Source organism: Stutzerimonas stutzeri (assembly GCF_038561965.1).
Lineage (GTDB): Bacteria > Pseudomonadota > Gammaproteobacteria > Pseudomonadales > Pseudomonadaceae > Stutzerimonas > Stutzerimonas stutzeri_AA.
This window is the reverse complement of record NZ_CP139348.1, coordinates 2,074,141-2,094,000: the sequence shown is the minus strand read 5'-3', so window position 1 is coordinate 2,094,000 and position 19,860 is coordinate 2,074,141. Positions and strand designations below refer to the sequence as shown.

At 51.9% G+C, this 19,860-nt stretch carries 14 protein-coding genes; 7 read left to right on the top strand and 7 right to left on the bottom strand.

What is annotated here, in order from left to right:
- Positions 1-309 precede the first annotated feature (309 nt).
- Both SM130_RS09715 and SM130_RS09710 read right to left on the bottom strand, forming a co-directional pair.
- Positions 310-2,277, bottom strand: coding sequence for an AAA family ATPase (locus SM130_RS09715; RefSeq protein WP_256045012.1), 1,968 nt, complete (start codon positions 2,275-2,277; stop codon positions 310-312).
- A 115-nt stretch (positions 2,278-2,392) separates the two neighbouring features.
- On the bottom strand, positions 2,393-3,487 hold the full coding sequence (locus SM130_RS09710; protein WP_256045013.1) for an HNH endonuclease: 1,095 nt from the start codon (positions 3,485-3,487) through the stop codon (positions 2,393-2,395).
- Between the two features lie 805 nt (positions 3,488-4,292).
- On the opposite strand from SM130_RS09710, the gene SM130_RS09705 reads away from it, so the two are divergent.
- From SM130_RS09705 to SM130_RS09695, 3 genes are all read left to right on the top strand, one after another.
- Positions 4,293-5,462 carry a hypothetical protein gene (locus tag SM130_RS09705; RefSeq protein WP_256045014.1) on the top strand — a complete coding sequence of 390 codons (1,170 nt, stop codon included), beginning with the start codon at positions 4,293-4,295 and terminating at the stop codon, positions 5,460-5,462.
- Between the two features lie 107 nt (positions 5,463-5,569).
- Positions 5,570-6,283 (top strand): hypothetical protein, encoded by a 714-nt coding sequence (locus tag SM130_RS09700; RefSeq protein ID WP_256045015.1) that lies wholly within the window; start codon positions 5,570-5,572, stop codon positions 6,281-6,283.
- Positions 6,276-6,881 carry a hypothetical protein gene (locus tag SM130_RS09695; protein WP_256045016.1) on the top strand — a complete coding sequence of 202 codons (606 nt, stop codon included), beginning with the start codon at positions 6,276-6,278 and terminating at the stop codon, positions 6,879-6,881. The genes SM130_RS09700 and SM130_RS09695 overlap by 8 nt, the downstream gene beginning before the upstream one ends.
- Before the next feature lie 148 nt (positions 6,882-7,029).
- Here SM130_RS09695 and SM130_RS09690 read toward each other — a convergent pair whose 3' ends face one another.
- The 3 genes from SM130_RS09690 to SM130_RS09680 all read right to left on the bottom strand — a co-directional run bounded on the left by SM130_RS09690 (position 7,030) and on the right by SM130_RS09680 (position 8,083).
- Positions 7,030-7,416, bottom strand: a complete 387-nt coding sequence (locus SM130_RS09690) for a hypothetical protein (protein ID WP_256045017.1) — start codon at positions 7,414-7,416, stop codon at positions 7,030-7,032.
- 50 nt (positions 7,417-7,466) lie between these two features.
- A complete protein-coding gene (locus SM130_RS09685; protein WP_256045018.1) occupies positions 7,467-7,733 on the bottom strand; it encodes a hypothetical protein in 267 nt (88 codons plus the stop codon).
- Between the two features lie 212 nt (positions 7,734-7,945).
- Positions 7,946-8,083: a hypothetical protein gene (locus tag SM130_RS09680; RefSeq protein WP_256045019.1), complete on the bottom strand. Its 138-nt coding sequence runs from the start codon at positions 8,081-8,083 to the stop codon at positions 7,946-7,948.
- 190 nt (positions 8,084-8,273) lie between these two features.
- On the opposite strand from SM130_RS09680, the gene SM130_RS09675 reads away from it, so the two are divergent.
- The 4 genes from SM130_RS09675 to SM130_RS09660 all read left to right on the top strand — a co-directional run bounded on the left by SM130_RS09675 (position 8,274) and on the right by SM130_RS09660 (position 17,602).
- Positions 8,274-14,072, top strand: a complete 5,799-nt coding sequence (locus SM130_RS09675; protein ID WP_256045020.1) for a hypothetical protein — start codon at positions 8,274-8,276, stop codon at positions 14,070-14,072.
- Positions 14,073-14,322: 250 nt separating this feature from the next.
- Positions 14,323-15,933 carry a hypothetical protein gene (locus SM130_RS09670; RefSeq protein WP_256045021.1) on the top strand — a complete coding sequence of 537 codons (1,611 nt, stop codon included), beginning with the start codon at positions 14,323-14,325 and terminating at the stop codon, positions 15,931-15,933.
- Positions 15,934-16,427: 494 nt separating this feature from the next.
- Entirely contained in the window at positions 16,428-16,694 is a 267-nt protein-coding gene (locus SM130_RS09665; protein ID WP_256045022.1) for a hypothetical protein, read from the top strand.
- Between the two features lie 185 nt (positions 16,695-16,879).
- The gene (locus tag SM130_RS09660) at positions 16,880-17,602 is read left to right on the top strand and encodes a helix-turn-helix transcriptional regulator (protein ID WP_256045023.1); all 723 of its coding nucleotides are present in this window, start codon (positions 16,880-16,882) and stop codon (positions 17,600-17,602) included.
- A gap of 132 nt (positions 17,603-17,734) precedes the next feature.
- Here SM130_RS09660 and SM130_RS09655 read toward each other — a convergent pair whose 3' ends face one another.
- Positions 17,735-19,048 carry a hypothetical protein gene (locus tag SM130_RS09655; RefSeq protein ID WP_256045024.1) on the bottom strand — a complete coding sequence of 438 codons (1,314 nt, stop codon included), beginning with the start codon at positions 19,046-19,048 and terminating at the stop codon, positions 17,735-17,737.
- Between the two features lie 241 nt (positions 19,049-19,289).
- A complete protein-coding gene (locus SM130_RS09650; RefSeq protein ID WP_256045025.1) occupies positions 19,290-19,835 on the bottom strand; it encodes a hypothetical protein in 546 nt (181 codons plus the stop codon).
- Between the last annotated feature and the right edge of the window lie 25 nt (positions 19,836-19,860).

Below are 19,860 nucleotides of genomic sequence, written 5' to 3'. Positions count from 1 at the left end.
ATGAGCAATTATTTGTATCGTTCAACAGTTGGACGAAGCCTCTTGAGGTCGCTCCAAGCGCACGGCAGGCCTGGACGTGCCACCGAGCCGTTCCACTGTTGTAACAGTAACAGCCCGCTTATGGCCTGAAGTGTGCGTAATCCCGCGGTTTTGAATCCGCCATGACAGACCGATCAACAAGCGGTGTGCGGGGCAGCTTCGGGGCCTGCTTTTTGAGAGTTGGCGGGTCATGGTCGATGACGTTGTGGCCAAGCAAGAAGCTTGCGCCCTGCCCGGCTAAGAAAGCACAGTAGGCTTCTACAGGGGGGTTCAGCTCCGATTTGGGGTCGAATAGGCTTTTCTGTGTGCATCCATCGTCCATCCATCAATCTGGCCTGGAACGATCAGTTTGTGTTTGGCACGTGATGCTGCGGTGTAAAGGCTCGCGCAAAGAGTGCCAAGGCCGCTTACATCATTCAGCTTGGGCATACGTAGAAAATCCGGGGAGACCACGACGCGATCAAATTCCTGGTTCTTGGCATCCTCTGCGCGCATTAACGTGATAGGTGCGTTTTCTTGCTGATGCTGGCTCAGATCGTTTAGAAAATCGGTTAGAGAGCCTCCCCTCTCTACTCGTCGAGTGAAGCGGGCAAGGCCTGGGACGGCACCGATCGAGTCCTGCAAGTGGTCCCAGCTGTGGAATGAAAGCAAATTTCGGTGACGAGCTGGAGTGCCGTGCGAATAGAGCTCGAAAAGGTCGCTAACTAACAAGTGGATCCCCAATGCGAGCTTCTCGGGCACCCGAAAGCGTGCGCCAGCGTCGATTAGGCGCAAAACCCAGTCCAGAACTCCCCATTCGTTGGCACAAAGCACGGTGGTCGGGTCATTAGGAATCTCCAACTCATCATATTGGACTACATCCGTACGGTGCTCGGCCCTGCCTACGAATGGGTCCTTGAATGTGCTGGGATGCGCAATGATCAGTGGATTCAATACTTGGCCCATCTGAGCCCCTGCGCGAACCGACTCTGTGATTATTCGCGGACGGATGAAGTTACCTCGTCGAGCAGCGAGCCGAGACAGTGACTGGAACTCATCACCTAAAGTGATCACTGCCTGTGGGCTACGATCTAGGATGGTCAGCATCGCTGGCGTTAGCTCGTGGCACTCGTCCACGACGACGTGCGTGAAGCGCTCCGGGATCACATCCCGACGCAGAGACAGGAATTTGATGCGATGCACATGGCGGATAGGGAGGCGAATCCATGGCTCTGAGGGTGAAACGATTTCTCTCCAGAGGGTTTCGCTAAGCTCGAGTAAAATGCAGACGTCTGCCTGGGTAAGCGGAACAGCAATCGCTGGAAGATGGCTGGCATTGAACGAGCGAGCAGACGACTCGCAATAAGATTTCACGGTACGCTGGCAGATCGTTGCCACCGTTGCAGGCGAAAGGCCGCCGACACGCGGCAGTTGTAGCCACTGAGCGATCTGATTACTCGAAACAGCATATTGCTGATACGTCCGCTGGTGATCGGTGATAATCCAGCTGTCGCGGGTGCGGTTACCGTTGATGATCCGGCTCGCCAGCACGCCTATGGTCATCGCGTGCAGTTTATCGGGCTCGATACCACATAACCGAGTAATCCGTTCCGTCAACGCTTTTACTTGTCCGGGCGTGTTCGACAGCAACAGCGTCCTGTCGGGGTCGAGTAGCTCGAATAGATATGAAATCAGAAAGGTCTTGCCAGCGCCGGCATATGCTTGAACGTGTAGCGACTCCTCCATGTTGTTGCGCATTTCGTTATAGAGCACGCTTTGCGAACGACTGAGGAGGCTGATCGAACCGTCGGGGCGCGAAACGGGGTGTTGAAGAACCTTTTCGCGCTCGCGCTGACGAACCCAAAACGAAAAATCCCATAGTCGATCAAGCCGACTGAGGTAGTCGGCTTGGCGAACCTCACCAGCGGTTAGCAGTTTGATCCGGTACTGCGGAAGGCTTTTCAACCGATCCGTTACCGTGCCCGGCAAAAAGCAACCTCTAATGTCTGATGCCGGGTCGTAATTGGGCTCTCCGGATTTGCGCGTGGAGGCTTTTTCAAGGGCACGTGCAAAAGCTCTTTCTAGCGCAGTTGAGCTGGGGTTGGCTGCGGCAATACGTGGCAGATGTAGCAAGAAAATAAGAGCGATCTGCTCTGCTGTACTAGACGAGGCAAGAAAGGACTCAAGATGCTGTGCATCTTGAAGTTGATGCAACGTTGTCCTGGCTATAGGCAGATAGAAGATGTGCTCAGTGTCCATGTTAAATCCTAGCTGACCGCTGTCGCAGCCGGAACAACCCGGCAATCGCTAATCAGATAACCAGTAGTCACATACTGATTGCCAGACCTTGTGCTTTCAATCAAGCGCCGGGCTGCTATTGCTCGAGAGCAGCGACGTAAGCCTTTAGCCGGTCGTTTTTGACGTGCCCCTGAATACCATGATGTATTTCCCTATGACAGTCTGGACACACCGCCCCTATGTAACGCGGGTGATCCAGCCCGCCATCGGAGAGGCGGTTCACGTGGTGTGGCTCAAGGTAAGGCGAACCGTTTCTCTTAATGAATGGGGCCGGCTTCTTACAGCTCTCGCACTTACCGTCGGCTCTTTTTAGAACGTAATCGGAGATACGTTTGCTGCGCCGGTAGTTCGTCCTTAAGGCCTCGCTTTTACTGCCCGGACCGGAGCTTGCCGCGGCCGCTAGGGCACGCTCTCGCAACTGCGCTAGCGAAAGACTGGGATCGCTCTCATCGTCGTCCTCGACGAGTTCCGGTCGCTCGAGCTCAAGCCCTACAGGCACGAGGTTGAACACCACTACCTTCCGAACGTTTCCGTGCTTGTCCTGCCCTTCGCGCCACTCATGACTCGCGCACGCATACTCGCCGATGTAGCGTTGCCCTTGACCCTTGCCCAAGGCCTCAAAGACATGGATAGCCCGACCTGTCTTGGCATGCTCGAGAATGGCGCGGTTGCCTTTCGTGAGCGTCATGTCGTTTGACTGTCCCTCACCGGTGTAACTGAGCACACCATCTGGCCCGCGTGTGTCGGCGTACCCGAATTGTTCACCGGATTCACCGGTGAAAATGAAGATCGCAGGCACCTTTGCCGAGGCTGAAATACCGCTTTGCCGGCTACCACCGAACCAATCATGTATTTCCGTCTGGCGGTCATATACCTGCCCCACCACAAAGCAAAGCTCGGGTTCAGAGGAGCGAGGCAAATCCACAATCGTGAAGCCGTGGCGTTTCAGGAACCCGTTGGTCGTCTGGCCACCTGAGAAAAGCCTTACTGGAGTTCCTGTCGCGAGCGAGACGATCTTCTTGGCCGGGTACAGCTGGCCATTAGCGCTGATTGCGTATCGGTGTGCTTGGTGCTCGGTCCACCCTTGCCATTGGCGAGTGTGGCGAAGCTTTTGGTCGAACACCTGCAGAGCACGTTCGAGTTTTTCTTTTTTTACAGCTGGCAGTTTCAAAGCGACGTCCTTGTGAAATAGCTGGTGCTTCGCGCAGGGCTGGCTAGCGATCCGAGCTGCATCGTAGATCCATAACCACCCCTGCTAAAGGCGGACTGGGCAGAACAAGGCTCTTCGACTGGTGTCTTGGCTCGCCTTGGGGCCTAGGCTATAGGTTCTGCTTGTCCCAGTTGCCTCTACCCTGCGCTGATCTGGCATCTCTCCGCGCCTGGTCAGCTACACGTGCTGCTTCACGGTCGGCAAAGACTTCCAGATGAGCTAGACGTGCGGCGATTGCGCCCTCGGTTCGCTGCATCAGCTCGCCTATCTCTGAGCACAGCTTCTTTTCCTGATGCCAGAGGACTTTTAAGTATTCATCATGTTCAGCTTCCCACCTCTGCCCAGTATTGGCAGGTTTAGGGCCCGGCGAAGGACTCGTTGCCTTAGGCGCCGCCGGCGCGTTCGCAGGGATAGCAGGTAACATCAGCCAAGGCTGCTCCGTAGCGTCCAGGCTGCGTTGCCAGACTGACCCGTCTTCACATAGCGCCACCAAGGCAGCGTGTGTGCCAGAGTTCATCTGCAGCTGAACAATCTTGCGGGATTTCAAAGGCCGACCTCCAAAGCACCTAGGGTGGGAGTTCTGAAACTAGCAAAAATCAATATGTGCGCAACAGCCTTATGTTTTGCCCCGCTGCTCCGCATCTAGAGCTGCCAAACTGGCACACATACCACGTCGACTAGGTCGCCGGCATGCCGCTCGAAAATAGGTGGTTTTTCAGAGGCGTCCGCCACAACCTGCTTAGCCAAGCAGCTCCATGTTACTGTTTTGAACATGATCTTCACTGACTATCAACGCGCCAACGCAAGCCCCAAAGCGAACCGCGAGAGTAATTTCGCCTTCTTGGATCGATCCGCTAGACCGGAAATGGAGCGAGTCCGCCATTACTTAGAAAGCCTTGTGGGGGAATACCCACAGGAGGAGCGAACCGAGCTAGTCGCTCGGCTCAAATGCGGCGACGACACGCACTTCAAGTCTGCAGTGTTCGAACTCGCCCTCTATGCGTTCTTGGTTCGACTGGGTTACACGTTGTCCCCCCACCCCGAGCTGCCGAGTGGGTCAAAGGCACGCCCTGATTTCCATGTCACAACACCCGCGGGTGAAGAGTTCTATCTCGAGGCTGTTTTGGCTTCGATTAGGGACGAGTCTGTTCCTGCAGCAGAAGCAATGATTGGTTCAACGCTCGATGCCCTGGGTAAGGCTAGCCACCCTAACTTCATGGTCCTCGTTGAGTACGACGGCACACCCGATACTCAACCGAGCGGTAATAAACTGCTCGCCGCCACATTGAAATGGCTGGACTCACTCGACCCCGATAGGGTTCGAGCTGAAGCTGAAAGCCGAGGCTTGGAATCAACCCCCAAACACGAATGGGCACATGAAGGATGGCAAGTGCGCCTCCGTGCCTATCCACTTAAACCTGAGGCCCGCGGTAAGCGTTCATTGATCGGCATGCTTGATGGTGGCGCAGGGCTCATTGATCAGTGGTCATCCATTCGGGATGCCATCAAGCACAAGGGCGCAAAGTATGGCGACCTCGATAAGCCTCTCTTGGTAGCAGTGAATTTCGGCTCGTTCCATCTCGATAAAATTGACGAAATGGACGCGCTATACGGGCAGGAGCAGTACGTTCTGGATACTAGAGATCCGGAGGAGGAAGCCAGAATTACTCGTGCTTCAAATGGAGCATGGATTGGCCCGTCGGGCCCTCGAGCCAGGCGTGTTAGCGGCGCATGGATTTTCAACGACCTGACCGTATACTCGCTCTCCTCACGACGCCACACGATCTATCTCAATCCATGGGCAACGCATCCACTCCCTGAAGCACTGAAAGCGATGCCTCACGCGATCGTTAGCGGGGATCGGTTGCAAAGGTACGACGGCTTTTCGCTCGCTGAGGTGCTCGGGCTTCCCACCTGCTGGCCGGAAGACGGATAGCACGGTGGCCGCGGTGCATCTGGCCAGTGATAAGAGCTGATGAGCGTTAAGCGCGGGTGGCTGCTTGTCGCCCTTATTCATTACGCCCTAAGGATTTAGCGCACTGAATGAAGCTTTACGAAAACATCACCATCGGGAATTTCTTGTTTGCCCTCGGCTATGCCATCCGTGACTTCCAGCAAGGCTCAAAATCAGCTGCGGTAGGATCGGTCAATTTGCTCCAACAAACGCCTGCCGATCGACTGTTAGCCGACGTGTTGTTGAATTTCGGTGGAGTGGCCCGTCTCTTGGAATTCAAAGCCGAGGGAGCGAGGCTAGGCAAGGAACTCGGTAAGCATGCAGGGCTCAAGCAGGTCATTGAAGATCAGGGGCTCTCCGAGATTTCCCGTGAAGTGCATTGGTATGTCGAGACCAAGGCCACCGAGGATTCGCTAGGACTCCTCAGCGTTCCATATCTGGATGCGTTTCCTAGGGAAACTGCGAGGGACGGCCGGCTGCACGAGCTCGTCCAATCCACTGCTAAGGCCATTGCCTTACAGAAATCCAGCTTCACCCCCAAGGAGATTCACGACTACCTCCTAGCAGTCAAAACCGTTAACGGTACTGAGAGCTCGGGGACTGGCGGCTTGCTGCTTTGGGCTGAACCTGGGGGGGTACTGAAATTCACTCCTCTAGAGGACATGCTCGAGCTCAATATGACGCATCGAGAATGGGTAAAGGAGCGGTTCGAACGCGCCGAAGAAAATCACCAGCTAGCTCTTGATAAGGCAAAAGCGAAGGAGCTCGCCAAACATAAATCATATGGTCCGAGCCTTGGATGAGCGCCTGATGAATGCTAGTGATTACGCAACCTACGACGAGAAAATCCGTGGTCAAGCCGAGGTGCTCACCTCGCTCCTCACTGCAGGATTGCGGACCAAGCAAGACGTCGAAAAAGCGGTCGTTGCTCTAGGAGAATTTCAGACTGCAGTCGAGGGTCAAATCACCTCTGCGAGACAAGACCTTTCTCTCATTGCTGATAAAACCGCCACCCAGGCCGCAGCTTTGCTGTCTGATAAATTCGTTCAGGCGAACAAGGCAGCTGACCATGCTGCTAAGCAGTACAGAAGCGCGGCCCGGATGCTAGGCCTCAAGACCTTCGTGATACTTGTCGTTTCTCTAGCAGCCATCGGCGTGACAGCATGGCGTCTGGTTGGCCCCCTGCTACCAAGCCAAGCAGAGCTCGCGTTTCGGCGCGCGCAGATTGCTGAGATGGAAACCAAGGCAGCCGAGCTTGAGCGCAGAGGTGTCAACTTAGAGTGGGGCACGTGCGAAGTGGGGATCTTGAAACGCCATAAACCCTGTTTCAGATCAGACGGAAAGGTCTACGGACCGGACGTTCGGTCTAACTTCTACGCTGTTCCGCATAGCTCGCTATGATCGGCATTCCCAATCAATAGTCTCAGTAACGAGCGCCGTGTACCCTAAGGCTGCTTGCTCCGAGATTTCGTTGGCACCTAGCCTCCCCTTGGAGAAACCTGAAAGCCCGCCCGTTTAAGGCGGGCTTTTTTGTGCCCCTCCGCAATGGTCACGATCCGCCAGCAGGTAACGACAAGCGCGTCCTGATGTTTTCGATGATCTCGGTGATGCGCTTCGGGTACTCACCAGTGAAGTACTCGAAGGCAAGCGGGTTTTTCGCAAGAAATTGACTGCAGAACTCGACCCAGTCTTTTGTTCTCAGCGGGCCATTGATTTTGAAAACCTTGGTCGATCTTGCCTTGATGTGCGCTGAATTCTTCATGACCATATTGAAGTCAGAATCCCTCCTCTGAAAATACTCATATTCCGTAAAGAGCTGGATCGCGCCATCGAAGTGCCTGAAGCAGTCGGCCTTGAGGTCGTACTCGGCATGCAGGTACCGAGCAGGAAAGTAATGCTGCCCTTCGACCTCGACCCTGACGCTCTCCGTCTTCATCTCCAGGGCTTGGAACGACTTGATTCCATCCGACTCGCTCCACTTGATGTCTAGGCAATAGGCATCAGCGAGAACATCGAGAGATCTATCGAATCGAGGTCGAGAGGAGGTCGCAGCTTGACGCTACCGGGTTTTATATTCCGGATGTCATCGTCGAAAGGTGCGCCGAACCATGTGTCGGCTTCGAAGTAGCGCCCACCGTCAACATCGATCCGAACCCGGTCCTCGTCGAGGGCTATGTATTTTTCTATCCCGGGACCGTCGAAGCTCCAGAACAGCTCTATAAACCGCGGGGCCCAGCTGTTCACTAGGCTCATGCTGCGCCGGTAACAGGGGTGGGCCATCAAAATAAAGTCAGAACCAGCAAAACACCCACCACCAAAGTGGCTTGGGGGTAGCCGTGCCGCAATATCGTTGAACGGCAGCAGCCCATCACGCTCTGCAGTTATCGGCCCTAGAAGCTTCCTAGCAATGCCTTGCGCCTTAGCGACAATTCCGGTGGTTTGGACGTACCCGAACGAGTCTGCACTTAGATCACCCCTTTGGATGCTGCCATGTCAGTAAACCTGGCAAGCAGATCTGCTTCTTTTGCGAGCCGTTTGCGCGACTGGTCTTTTAAGTCCTCAAAATAGCGGGCCAGCCAGTCGTTATGGTCATGATCAGACATCACTTTCAGGTCGCCGCGCAGGTATTCTCTGTCCTACTACGATCGAAGGCTACAAACATCAAGTCACCGCAGGCTAGAATGCTAGAGCCACAGCCGGTGATCGGGCAGCCTTAGTCAACAGATGTATAAATACACAGCTAGCATCCGCACAATGCTAGTACCCGAGTGAAAAACTCAAGATATTGATTCCATGACCATAGAACACTTAAAAAATCAGGCGATATATCAACTACCTAAGGCACTTGAAAACCAAAGCGGCCAAGTTGATCAAGAGATCCTAGCCAAGCTTTGGCAACGAATGCCAAAGAGCGGATCAGTGATCAGGGCGCTGATAAAAGACCTGTCATCAGCACCCTTAAGCCCTAAAGATAATGCTTTGGAAAAACTAGCTTCACTTTTAACGTGCAGCTTATTTCTCACCAAATGGTTAACGCAAGAAAAAAAACACTACCCGCCATTATCAACGCTGATAAATTCTTATTTTGAACTAAATGACAAAACGCTTAGCTTCGCCAGCTTAAAAAAATTGGGCTTTTTTGCGCAAGCCAAGAACAGCAAAGACAAATATCTACCAGACCTAAATAAAATACCCGACCTAGTAGACCGGATTGAAAAATCACAACTACAGGTAAACTATCTAGCCTTGTTCGTGTGGCAGCTATTAACCAACTCTCGAATCGCAAAACCGAAGTATCCGCATGAAAAGTCGATCCAAGAATTCGAGCTGCGTTTTACAAGCGCATTACAAGAAAGGAACTTGGATGTCTTGCTGGACCTTACGAAGCCTGGGAACTGGGCCATAGATTTACAACCGCAGTGCACAAATAGCACAGAATTGGAATCTGATTCACCGCCATCCCCTACCGACACCAAGCATAACGCCCACCCTAAAGTCACCATATCGTGCGAAACGACCGAACACCTACTGGCAGATAAGCTAGCACTTGAAGCGAAGCTTGATAACTACAACCAAGCAATAAACCTAATAATTTTCAGAGCAAAGCAGCTTTTAAGCGACGACGATCCAACACAGACGCTGCGAAGTCTAAAAGACCTAGCACAACGTAATGAAGAATTATACTGCGACATAAATAGCAGAGCACAAGAAATCGCTAGCAATATCGACTGCAAATTACTATCTGAAGCCGAACGACTTTGCATCGCGATAGAACTGCCCGAGCCGCCAAAGCTCCAGCTTTCAGCGCATAGAAACTGGATCGCTTCGTTAACACGTAGAATCGAGGACAACCGACAGCTACTAGATCTCGCCTCACGAATAGACCAAAGCAACATTAGTGAGTTCGAGCCCCCATTGTCGCCGTCAATGAAAGTCAGCCATGAACAACTTAAAGCGATTTTAGAGAGCAAACTTAATAAAAACCAAACATGCCAAGCTGGTTTAGAGGCATTAGAGACTATACGAGGCTCAGCTAAGAAAAACCTATTAAACCTCTCTTGGAATCTGTTCCAGGACGAACTTATTGACAAGAAGACTTGGCGAGAACTCACAGCTTATTACATTCTTGCAAGGAAGCTAGGGCCAAGCCTAGGAATAGCTTTAAGCTATACGCTCGATGACTTCCAAACTGATTTCGCCAGCATGGTTACTTCGCAACTATCAACGCAAGACCACGCCACTATTGCAAAAATCATTCAGTCTATCTCATGGCTAACACTGGCTCAACAGGAATCACTTGCGAAATCACAAGCCGAGCTTAGGACACTCGTAGCGCTATGCCAACTCGACGCTTATTTCCAAGCAGTTAAAAGCACACGTGAATACTATGTATATTGGAGCAGCAGCCCACTGAGCGACATCGCAAACACGCACCACAACGTGGTCGTTAGAACTTTCTTCTCTGCCATTTACGAGTTAGTCTCAGCACCTGGGACTGATCCAATAAGTTACGCGTCAATAGCATGGTGCATATCCAGGTCACAGATTGGGAAAGCCACTAGCACTCACGAAAAAGCATCACTTGCCAAATTCAAAGACGAGCTAAACGAAATATTAACCTTTCGAAGAAAGGGGGGGCGAACTACCTACGCCCATATATGGCAAGCTGCGTATGAGGATATTTTTGCGCCACTGCTTGAGATACTTAAGCGACAAGGAATTGCGCCATTCATCGATGCATTTAGGCTCTGGAACAATAGTTTTGAGATCGAATACCACTTGTCAGATTGGAAGTCTCAAATACCAGACCATTTGAAGAAAAGATCCGAATATGACAAATTTGTCAGGACACAAGTCAACCTAAAGATCACGGAGATTAATAATTGGCTTAAAGTGTACGAATCCGTCACGCTCCAACACCAAACCGTCGTTAGCGAGCCACTAAAAAACCTACAGAAAGCTATAGAAGGTATCTTTAAAGCGAGAGATTCTGATTGCACCGCAGTAAGAATTTGGCTGGAAGCGACTTGTTCAGACCATCCGATTAAACTAAATAGCTACCCATGCGACAACAGGGAACTAGCAAAGGGTATAAACCATAAAACCAACTTCAGCAATATTGATGCGTATCACCCTCGCGCCTTTGCGAAGCCGATCGAGGTCCCAATCTCCTATGAAGAAATTTACACCGATGACTTCCTTGCCGATTTAGGACTACTTTCGCATGAAAACCTTATTAATATTTATATAGAAAACGAAATATTTGAGGGTTATTCGTCCATAGTTGATGACTCCGCTGAAGAAATACCACCTGCCCTAGACCGAAAAGTCGAAAAATTAATAGATGAGGTTGTTGCAAATCTTACTCAGCGAGTAGCTGCGCTAGATAACCTGAGAGGGTATTCGGAGGTCAGCGATCTACTTGTTAAGGCTGAAAACCATATCGAAAACCAGCAATGGCGACAGGCTGAAGCCACGGTAGACAAGGCTGAACGTGTTTCTATACAAAAAAAGGGAGAAATTCAGAGCCTTGAAGCGAAAGAAAAGTTGTTGAGAAAAATCGAGCGACTCGGCGGCCAACCAGAAAGGGAACAACACAAAGACAATGACGCCCTGAAATCGGAAGTTGAAAAACTGCTCTTCAAAAATCAGGACAGACGAAGGCACATTTTGGTTATTGAGAAGCTAGCTACATTAAATTCGACTGGCTTCGAAGAAGAGCTTTCCGATTGCCTAAATCACCTCGATCAAGCCAAGTACTTCCCAACGATCGAAGTCTCTGAGTCAGTGGCTTATTATTTAGAGCAAGCTATAGAACCTATCGTTAGCGAGCTTAGCAGAAGCAGGACCCTCCTTGCGACGTACGTGTCGCAGCTGAAGAAGCTAGGCAGAATTCTGCTTATCAATATACGTCATGATCAAGCCCTATTCGATGAAGAGTCCCCTCTGATATCTATTCTCCTAGACACTGCCCACCTTTGGCAAAACCTCGCCATTGAAGGCAAGTCGAACGCGGATAGAATCATCAACCTTTTCGAAGAAAAAGGTGTTAGCTATTTACAAACGAAATCGGATGAAAGGCAAGCACAACCGCCCTCATTTGTTATTCCAAGCGAAGCTACCATCGATTTAAGCGTGGATTGCTATGAAGAGCTAAAAATCAAAGCTAAAGAAGCCTTCAATAGCCAAGCCCATCCGCATCACCGTCCGGATCAAGAGTTAACAAAATTAATTAATGCTAGAGACTGGACTGGGGTAAGCGAATTTTCACTCGCTAGCCTTAGTAAATTGAATTTTGATTCGCTAGAACACTTGGCAAACTGGTCTATTAGCGAATGTGTCGGAGGAACAACTTCGTTCAAGCACAACGAGCTTTCTGCCATTTTGAGGCTTGTCAACGACAGAACGAGTTCAACGCTATCCCGCTTTATGCTCCAAGAGAAAGCAACCCGCGTGCTTATAGCAGACATGGCCGCACGGTTCGTTAACACCTTGGCGGATGAAGTTAGCGGCAAAACGGAAGCACGCAGGACACCGCTCGAGAATCTACAATTATTGAACTCAAACATCGATCTTACGATAGCGCACAAGCATAGCTTCAGGCAGGCATTCGAAAACGCTGGTTCGGAAAATACCGTACTGAAGTCTTTTTGGGACAAATTCGCTGGAGAGCAAAAGCAAGCAGACGCCCGCGCGTTGTTTATGTATTTAGCTTGGAAGCTGCAGTCTGCAACAGCACTGGAATACTGCTTAACTCTACCGCCCATAGATCTGGAGCGACGCAAAGCGGAAGCCCTAGCAAAGGTTGCTAATGATGCGCTCATAACCGGAAATAGCAATTTACTACAAGGTTTCTTCGACCTTAAAAAGAGTATCCAGGCTAAGCCTTTCCAAATTTTCGCTGATTTAATATTAAGCAAATCAATACCGCAGAGTGAAAATCCAGCAAGGCTATCGCTCTTAGGCGGCCTAGAAAGACAGCTTGACGGAACCTTAAGGGGCATTATTCGCATCGAGCCCAGACGCGTAGATAGCCCTGACAGCATTAGCTTGCAGCTGCCCGCGAACAGTCCGGTGAGGTTTGCGGACGGGACGTTATATGAACAGTTACAAGGTCCGTTCTTCACCGACACCTCCTTACCGGTGTCTTTCATCTTGCTCGACGAGTTAGCTGTAACCTTTGTTAGCGAGCTGACTTGTGCTGTCATATCGCTGACTGGAGTCACGTCAGGTTTCACTGAGAGATTCGTCTTTACAATTTCAGGTGAAACGCCTTTTGAGCCCCTCACGCCCGATGAAATAGACGACGCCTTTGAGAACTTCCCTGACAAACACATGCGGGGAGAGAGCTATGTCGCAAGGGTGATCGACGAGCGTAAAATCGAAAAAGCGCTATTTGAAAGTAAAACTGTTCGTAGTCTTTGGATATCCAGCCCACGCAGGTCGGGGAAAACGACAATGCTGTTTCGAATACTGGATGCGTTCTCTCATAAGGCACACCGGGATAATCTGGTCGTGTACTTGACGCTAGACGAGACGTTTGAAGACAGCGCATCGTTCAATCGCTGGATGTGGAGAAGGATCAGAACAGTTCCAGCAAATAAGGAGCTTCGTGAACTATACACGGACTTTGAGGCCATCGGTCGTCGGCTGCCTTTTGACTCAGACACTGGAACTTTCATAGGCGAGCTTTCGACTTTGTTACTTAGCGATAGAGACAATGCTACCCGGATAATCTTTCTTATCGACGAGGTTGATCGATTTGCGTCAATGTACTTTGAAGGCAGCACTAAGAGAAATACCGCGGTGGACATATTATGGCAAATCCGCCACATGATTACAGATAGGCGCGATATAGGCATTGTTTTCGCTGGATCGTCCGCAGCCAAACAGATATTTATCACAGATGCTTCATCGCCATTTTATAATAGCATTGACCACCTTGAACTAACTCCGTTCTCCTGCAAAACAGACGTAATGGAGTCTGCCTCCAGAGAGATTATTGAACCTCACAAGATTAAATTTTATTATGATCTACCGAAGGATAGCCTTGAGCACTTAATATGGGTTTGCGCGGGCATTCCTTACTATATGAAGCTCGTAGCTGGTGCGACTTATGCGATCGCGAAGCAATCACACATCTTGAAAAGCGATATAAACGAAGGGCTTAGAGCGTTACTGTCAAAAACCACGGGGATATCTAAGCTCGATGACATGGGCGGCGACCCAGGCTCTGATGATCTACGTACAACTATATCGTTAGAGAAAAGCACAGACGCGACAATTGCAAAGGCTGTGCTCTACTCCTTTGCTGACTTGCATAGTCCTATAAGCGGACATAAAAGCTATCGCGGAAAAATCACCTCGAGCGAGAGCCGCCTGGTATCTCATTACAAACTACCTAAAGCACTCATCGAGCACGGCCTCGATATTTGTATTAAATTAGGCCTGATGCGCTTGATCGAAACAGAGTCTGTGCCGGAAATCGATTTTTCAATACCAATTCTCGGTGAATCCATCCGAAAGGCGTCAGGTCGACTATGGGCAAATATTGACCACCAGCTCATTGAACTATCTCAACAGGCCTCATAATATGGTACCGAGCGCTCAACTAACTGTACTCTCAGAAATAATCAAAAGCTGGCAACTCGGGAGAAGCAATTACATATTGGTCTGCCCACCAATGAACGGCGAGAGGCGACTAGTTAGTAAATTAACATCAAAAGCATACATCAGCGAAGTAATCGGAGATAAGTGCAGCAGCCTCGCAATAGCTTCGTTAGATACAGCGGACTTCAGAAGTGAACTAGCCTTCGCGACTAGCGTTGCGGGGAAATGGCAAGTGGATCATATCAGCATTGAGAACGATGATGCGCGTACTATTCTCGAGCTCGCCTGCGCGGAGGTCTGCCGCCAAGGCCTTATTCCTATTCTAGTAATACATCGTTTTCACGAAGCTCTAGATAAACTAGGCGAAGACATTGGGTCAGCATTACGAGATCTCGAACACACCTATAATCTAAAAACAGTCGTTACAATGCCTGTTTCCCTCACGGTTCTGCGCGAACGCTGGGAAGTTATGGATCCCGACAAAGCTCCTTTTTTAGCATCTGACTGGGGCCAAGGTCATCGTAGCAAGATGCTAAAAGGGTATACTCGCGCCGAGCTCAGCGAAATCGGTGCAAAAAGAGGTATTGATGATGCTGTCTGCGACGCTCTGCATAGAGCTACTGCGGGGTTGGTAGACCTTGTTGAGATTTTACTCGACGAAGTCAGAAACAAGAAAGGTAAGGGTCTTACCTTATATCTACAGCAGCGTGCTCCAGAAATATGCAAGCGAACTCTAGATTGGCTTGACCCCGTAAGCAGCTCTCATACTTATAAAAAATCTCTTATTAATTTACTAGACACAAACTTTTACCCAAGCGCCCTAAGCTTCATCAGGGACCATGATTGGAATCCAATATTACTAAACAAAAATAGCGAACTGGGCTTCTTGATGCTAGCGTGGGCCGCGAACACTACTTTATCAAAGTTGCCGGACTCTCAATGGATTGAAACACTGAGCACTCAGTTTAGAGATGGAAATTTTGACTCAGCTCGCTCAGTCATTGAAATGATGTACGGCTCTGACAAAAAAAATAGGATTTTTTGGCTAACTCTGCGTCACCTAGCTATATTTTGCAAATCTACTAGTGACGTATTCTCCAGAACGGAAGAATGGGATACTGCAAGTCGCACTTTGCTGAAGCTGTTAAACAGCCAAAAACCTAAGGTTCCTGAGCACAACAGCTGGATAGTATCAGATATTTCCAAGTGGAAAACGCTCATAGATTTGCTTTCAGGCTTTCTTTCAGTCAAATCATCCTGCCCCACCCTTCGAATTGAGCAATACATTTGTGAACGTTCGAACCGAAACCATATTTTGCCATTTCTGCAGCTCATGCATTTGAGATTACAGGCTGCCGAGAAGGCGAACACCTATCAGGCTCTTCAATGTATCGTATCGGCCCCTGAGAGTCTTTTGCAGATCTATGCCTATTTCGAATGTGACATTCGGTTTTGGGCGTTTGACGGACTCTCAAATTCTCATGCTTCACGTTTAGGGGAGGTCGCAAGAAAGCCTTATCACATCAAAGCTGGAAGACTTGGCTATAGTGATCTAGCATTTCTCATAAAGATTAAGGATGAGGACAATAACAGGAGCCCTGCTCTATTTATCGACAACATAGAGCTAGATGACGCTCTTGCGAATTATGAACTACGTAAAGAAAGCGCTCACAGCACGATTTTCGCAGAGCGGGAAAGCTGCGAGAAATATCGCTTGTTCCTTTTGCATTTGCTTCATCGTTACGTCTCCATAATTGGCGAAACCCCACAGAGCATAGCGCTACCCTCGCCTAAGCTATCGGCACTTGAGCTCATCAAGCTTGCTCCACAAGCACCCGTATAGAGATTAACGAAGAGCTGATTCTGTCGCTTGATGCTTCTGCAGACTATCAATCGTTTACGCGCAAAGCACTTAGGCATTCGGCACAGCCCCGGCCTAAGGCCTTACGAATGCGTACGCCTGCACGCTTGTCGCCTTCCAATTCCCCGCGCTAGACTGTCCGCGTCGTGGTAAATCCCACGGCCGGGTGTAGCAACCTGAGAAAACCAGGGCGCGGTTGCGCCGTAGCGCACAGTCAGTGTTTTGCACTGCGCTGTGGCGACGCTATGGCGGGCCGTGCGGGGCAGGCTTCGGCCTGGCCGGTTCCCTTGGTTTCCGGTTTGCTACCCCCGTGCGGTCCGCCACCCATAACCGCGTAGCAACGGCGGGTGACGGCTCCTTAATCAAACCAAGGAGCACAAGCAGAATGCACTACCTCCTTTTTACGCCCGCGCCCCACCCTGTCGCTTCGTCGTTGTCTGACCGTTATGTTGTCACTTCGCGCTGCGAGGTGGGCCATGACTGAACATCCTTCCAATCTCCTGGCCTTTCCTTCCACTGCCCCCTTGCGTTGTTCGACTGCCGTTTCGTCTTCCGGTCCATTGGCCGAGGCGGAGATGCGTGTCGAGATGATCCGGGGCCTTTTGCTTCAGCTGACCGAGGACGAGGGCGTGCAGACCCTTGACCTGCGTGCGCGTCTGCTGGGCTATGCGGCCCAGGAACTGCTCGACGAGATGGTCGTGCTGTATCGACGGGCATTCGGGACGGAATCGGCGCAAGCCTGAGCCGTTGGGCCGTCCGCTTGGGCGGCCCGCTCTGATCCTATCGTTGGTCCTCGGTGTGGGCTCATCGCGCTGTTTGCGTCGTTTGCCCTGTTACGCCTCAGTGCCTTTTGGCTTCTTGTCGTTTTGGGGAGGCTGATCGTTTCGCCTTGACGTTTGCCTTGGGTGATTGCTTCCGGAGACTTGGCGTGAAACTGGAGCTGATCAGGCGTGCGGTGCATGAGCTGTCCGAGACGGATTCGCTGAATGATCTGCGGACTGTGTTGGGCAGGCTCTTTGCCGGTCTGGGTATCGAGCAATATGCCTTCGTTCGGGTGGAGAGCGCCGTGCTGGGTGCGTCTCCCCTGCTCGTCTCGAACCATCACGGTTGCTGGCAGCAGCTGTATCGCACGCAAGGCTATCAGTGCATAGATCCGTTTGTGCGTCATGCGCGGTGTAATGCGTTTCCCTTCCTTTGGCGGGACGTGAGTGTGCAGGCTTCGTGCTGCTCGGCTGACGCAGCGTTCCTGGCCTGCGCCAGGCGGCATGGCATCGATGTTTGTCGGGGCGCCTCAATCCCGGTCCATGTGCGCGGCGAGCAGCTCGCGTTGCTCAGCATCAGCCAGGCGGTGGAAAGTGATCATAGAAGAGACATCTGTATTCGCGATGCGCTTTTGCTGTCGGGCGTTGCCACGACGCTACACCTGCGGGTCGGCCATTTGGTGGTGGGTTGCCGATATCGATCGCTGACACGGCGTGAACGCGAGTGTCTGCTCTGGGCATCGCGCGGCAAGGGGCAGGAGGAGATTGCCGTGATACTGAGCTTGCGGCCGCGGACCGTTCGCTTCCACCAGGAGAACGCCATGTGCAAGCTCGGTGCTCGCAACATTGCGGCGGCCGTGGCGATGGCAACTGCGCTAGGGCTTCTCTAACACATAGGTTAGCTGTGGGTTGCTCGGTCACCAAGACTCATCGAACACTAAGCGCCTATCGACGCCTGCTTTGCTCTCTGCTGGCTCCCGCAGAGAGCAGAAGGAGGCTAACCTCCTTCTGGGTATTCGTCGCTACGACCCGACGGATGCCGCCACTACAGCGCGTGCAGCATCTAGGCGTTGAAGCATCTTACGCAGGGGGGCGCAATCGAGATACGACCGGGTCAGAATGGCATGGACTCGATCGACAGCCCTCAGCTGCTCTCTGGCTGTCCGGTACCGCGCGAACTCAATCCCGCTGTAGTACGCATCCTCTTCATCCCTGGTGCACTTCCGATTGCCCCAGGAGTTTTCCGCCACCATCCAGTCTTCGAGCTCGGACCGAATGCCACCGAGCATGTCGTAAGCATCGATGCGGAGACCTGAAACTCTCAGCCTCTGGAAGATTTTGCCCAACGCAACGTGATCAGCCAAGTGCATGGACGGATAGGGGCGCCACAGCGGCTTGAAGCCTGGGCGGCGCCAGTATTCAATCGCGTTTTTGCTAGCCCCATAGGTCGTACCAGGACGAGACTTCCGCTTAGCACCTGCAGCCTCGCGGGCCGGACTCACGAACTGTGAGCGGTAGTCAGCAGTGGTGCCCTGCCACTTATCCGCGTCAAGACACACGATATCAGGCATGGCCTCGATCGTCTTTACCACTTGCTGCAGTAGCCCTTTGTCGGCGCAGATTAGATGGGGGACCGCGTGGTTAGGGTAATAAAGCCCACTCCACGTTGGTCGAGCCCAGAACAGTCCGCGGCTCTCCACCCAGGCCGCTCGCGCGGCCATCACGCTTGGTTCGGTCACGTGATCATAGGGCTCGTCTAGAGCGACCCACTGACCAGATGGAGCCACCCAGCGTGACAGATGATCACGCTTAGGAAATTCATCGACGGCCAGCATCCCCTTCCGCTGAAGCTTGGTTGTTGCCGGACGCAGACCAGTCGCCTCCATGAACTGAAGGGTCAACGCGGCTCGGCATAGCAGCTCACGCGCTCGTCCTTGAGAATCCACATCCCCACGCATCTCAAGGTGATCTTCGAACTCGATGTAAAAGGCCTCAAGGTTCCGGGCACTACCGCACTGGTGCTTCTTGACGATTGCATGCAGCGGACTGGGCAATTCAATCTTCAGCGTTTCCAAACCCCACTGGAATGGCTTGGCCGACCTGTCGCGCCAGTAGGCCGAAAGGTAGATGCTATTGCTTCGCTCCGAAGGCAGGTCGCCTGCGAGCAGTCGCTCCAGGACACGCCGCGCATGGTGATAGTCTTGATAGCCGCAGTTTTGGGCGGCCTGGTTAAGCGCTTGGAAATGAGGAATCTCTTGTTGCCTACGGATCGACTTCGCCAGTCGCTTGAGGCCAGATAGAGATGAAGGAAGTGCGGAACTTGAAAGATGGCGCATGGTTTTATCCTCGCCCCTTCTGCATACGCCACCCGCCTACGTTGCTGAGGGACCAGAGGAAACCTTGGCCTTACGCGTGGTGTTACAGGGTAGTGCCGATTTCCAGCTGCCACTGACGGGTGAGTTGCGCCTACCCAGCGCAGGCCAAATCTAACAAATAGGTTCAGTGCTCGCAACCTCGCCGTGGGCTTAGACCTAGCTACCGCACTCGGTCTTCTCTGGAAGTCGGAGATATGTCCGGCTAGGGCTGCAGAGCCCAAACACCTGCCAAATGCTCGCCTGGAATCTGCGGAACGCTGTTCTTTGCCCAACGGACCGTACTGATCGCTTTGAACTGATTAATGCCAACCGATCCGCGCTCATTGCGGGCTTTTGATCCTGGCTTGGTGAGTAGTGCCTCGACAGCAACACGCTCCGCTTCGTACATCGCAAGCGCATTCAGGTCCATGTCCAGTAGGACCAGCAGTACGGTATCGAAAGGTTGCCTGAGATCGATCTTTCCGACCCGCCCCGTTACGCGCTTCGGGTCAGCGATGCATCGACCTTTTATTTGCACCCGAACGGGCTTCCCGTCTCGCATCTCGGTTGCGTCATAGCCCGCGGTCCGAGCCGCGTGCAGATCCAAACCAAGAATGGCGGCCGCCTCGAACTCTGCCACTTCTCCTGTAATACCCAACGGTTTACCGGTGAGCTGGCGATAACGCACCGCGATCAGCTTGGCCTGGCGCAGCAGCTCGACGACCTCTTCGTTGCTTCCCCCTGAAGCGTCTTCTAACCCATAGCTCATGTAGCGCTACCTCGATGCTTGGCAC

Coding starts and splice junctions, on each gene's coding strand:
- SM130_RS09715 (WP_256045012.1), bottom strand. CDS start 2,277: ATGGACACTGAGCACATCTTCTATCTGCCTATAGCCAGGACAACGTTG.
- SM130_RS09700 (WP_256045015.1), top strand. CDS start 5,570: ATGAAGCTTTACGAAAACATCACCATCGGGAATTTCTTGTTTGCCCTC.
- SM130_RS09690 (WP_256045017.1), bottom strand. CDS start 7,416: ATGAAGACGGAGAGCGTCAGGGTCGAGGTCGAAGGGCAGCATTACTTT.
- SM130_RS09685 (WP_256045018.1), bottom strand. CDS start 7,733: ATGAGCCTAGTGAACAGCTGGGCCCCGCGGTTTATAGAGCTGTTCTGG.
- SM130_RS09680 (WP_256045019.1), bottom strand. CDS start 8,083: ATGTCTGATCATGACCATAACGACTGGCTGGCCCGCTATTTTGAGGAC.
- SM130_RS09675 (WP_256045020.1), top strand. CDS start 8,274: ATGACCATAGAACACTTAAAAAATCAGGCGATATATCAACTACCTAAG.
- SM130_RS09665 (WP_256045022.1), top strand. CDS start 16,428: ATGACTGAACATCCTTCCAATCTCCTGGCCTTTCCTTCCACTGCCCCC.
- SM130_RS09655 (WP_256045024.1), bottom strand. CDS start 19,048: ATGCGCCATCTTTCAAGTTCCGCACTTCCTTCATCTCTATCTGGCCTC.
- SM130_RS09650 (WP_256045025.1), bottom strand. CDS start 19,835: ATGAGCTATGGGTTAGAAGACGCTTCAGGGGGAAGCAACGAAGAGGTC.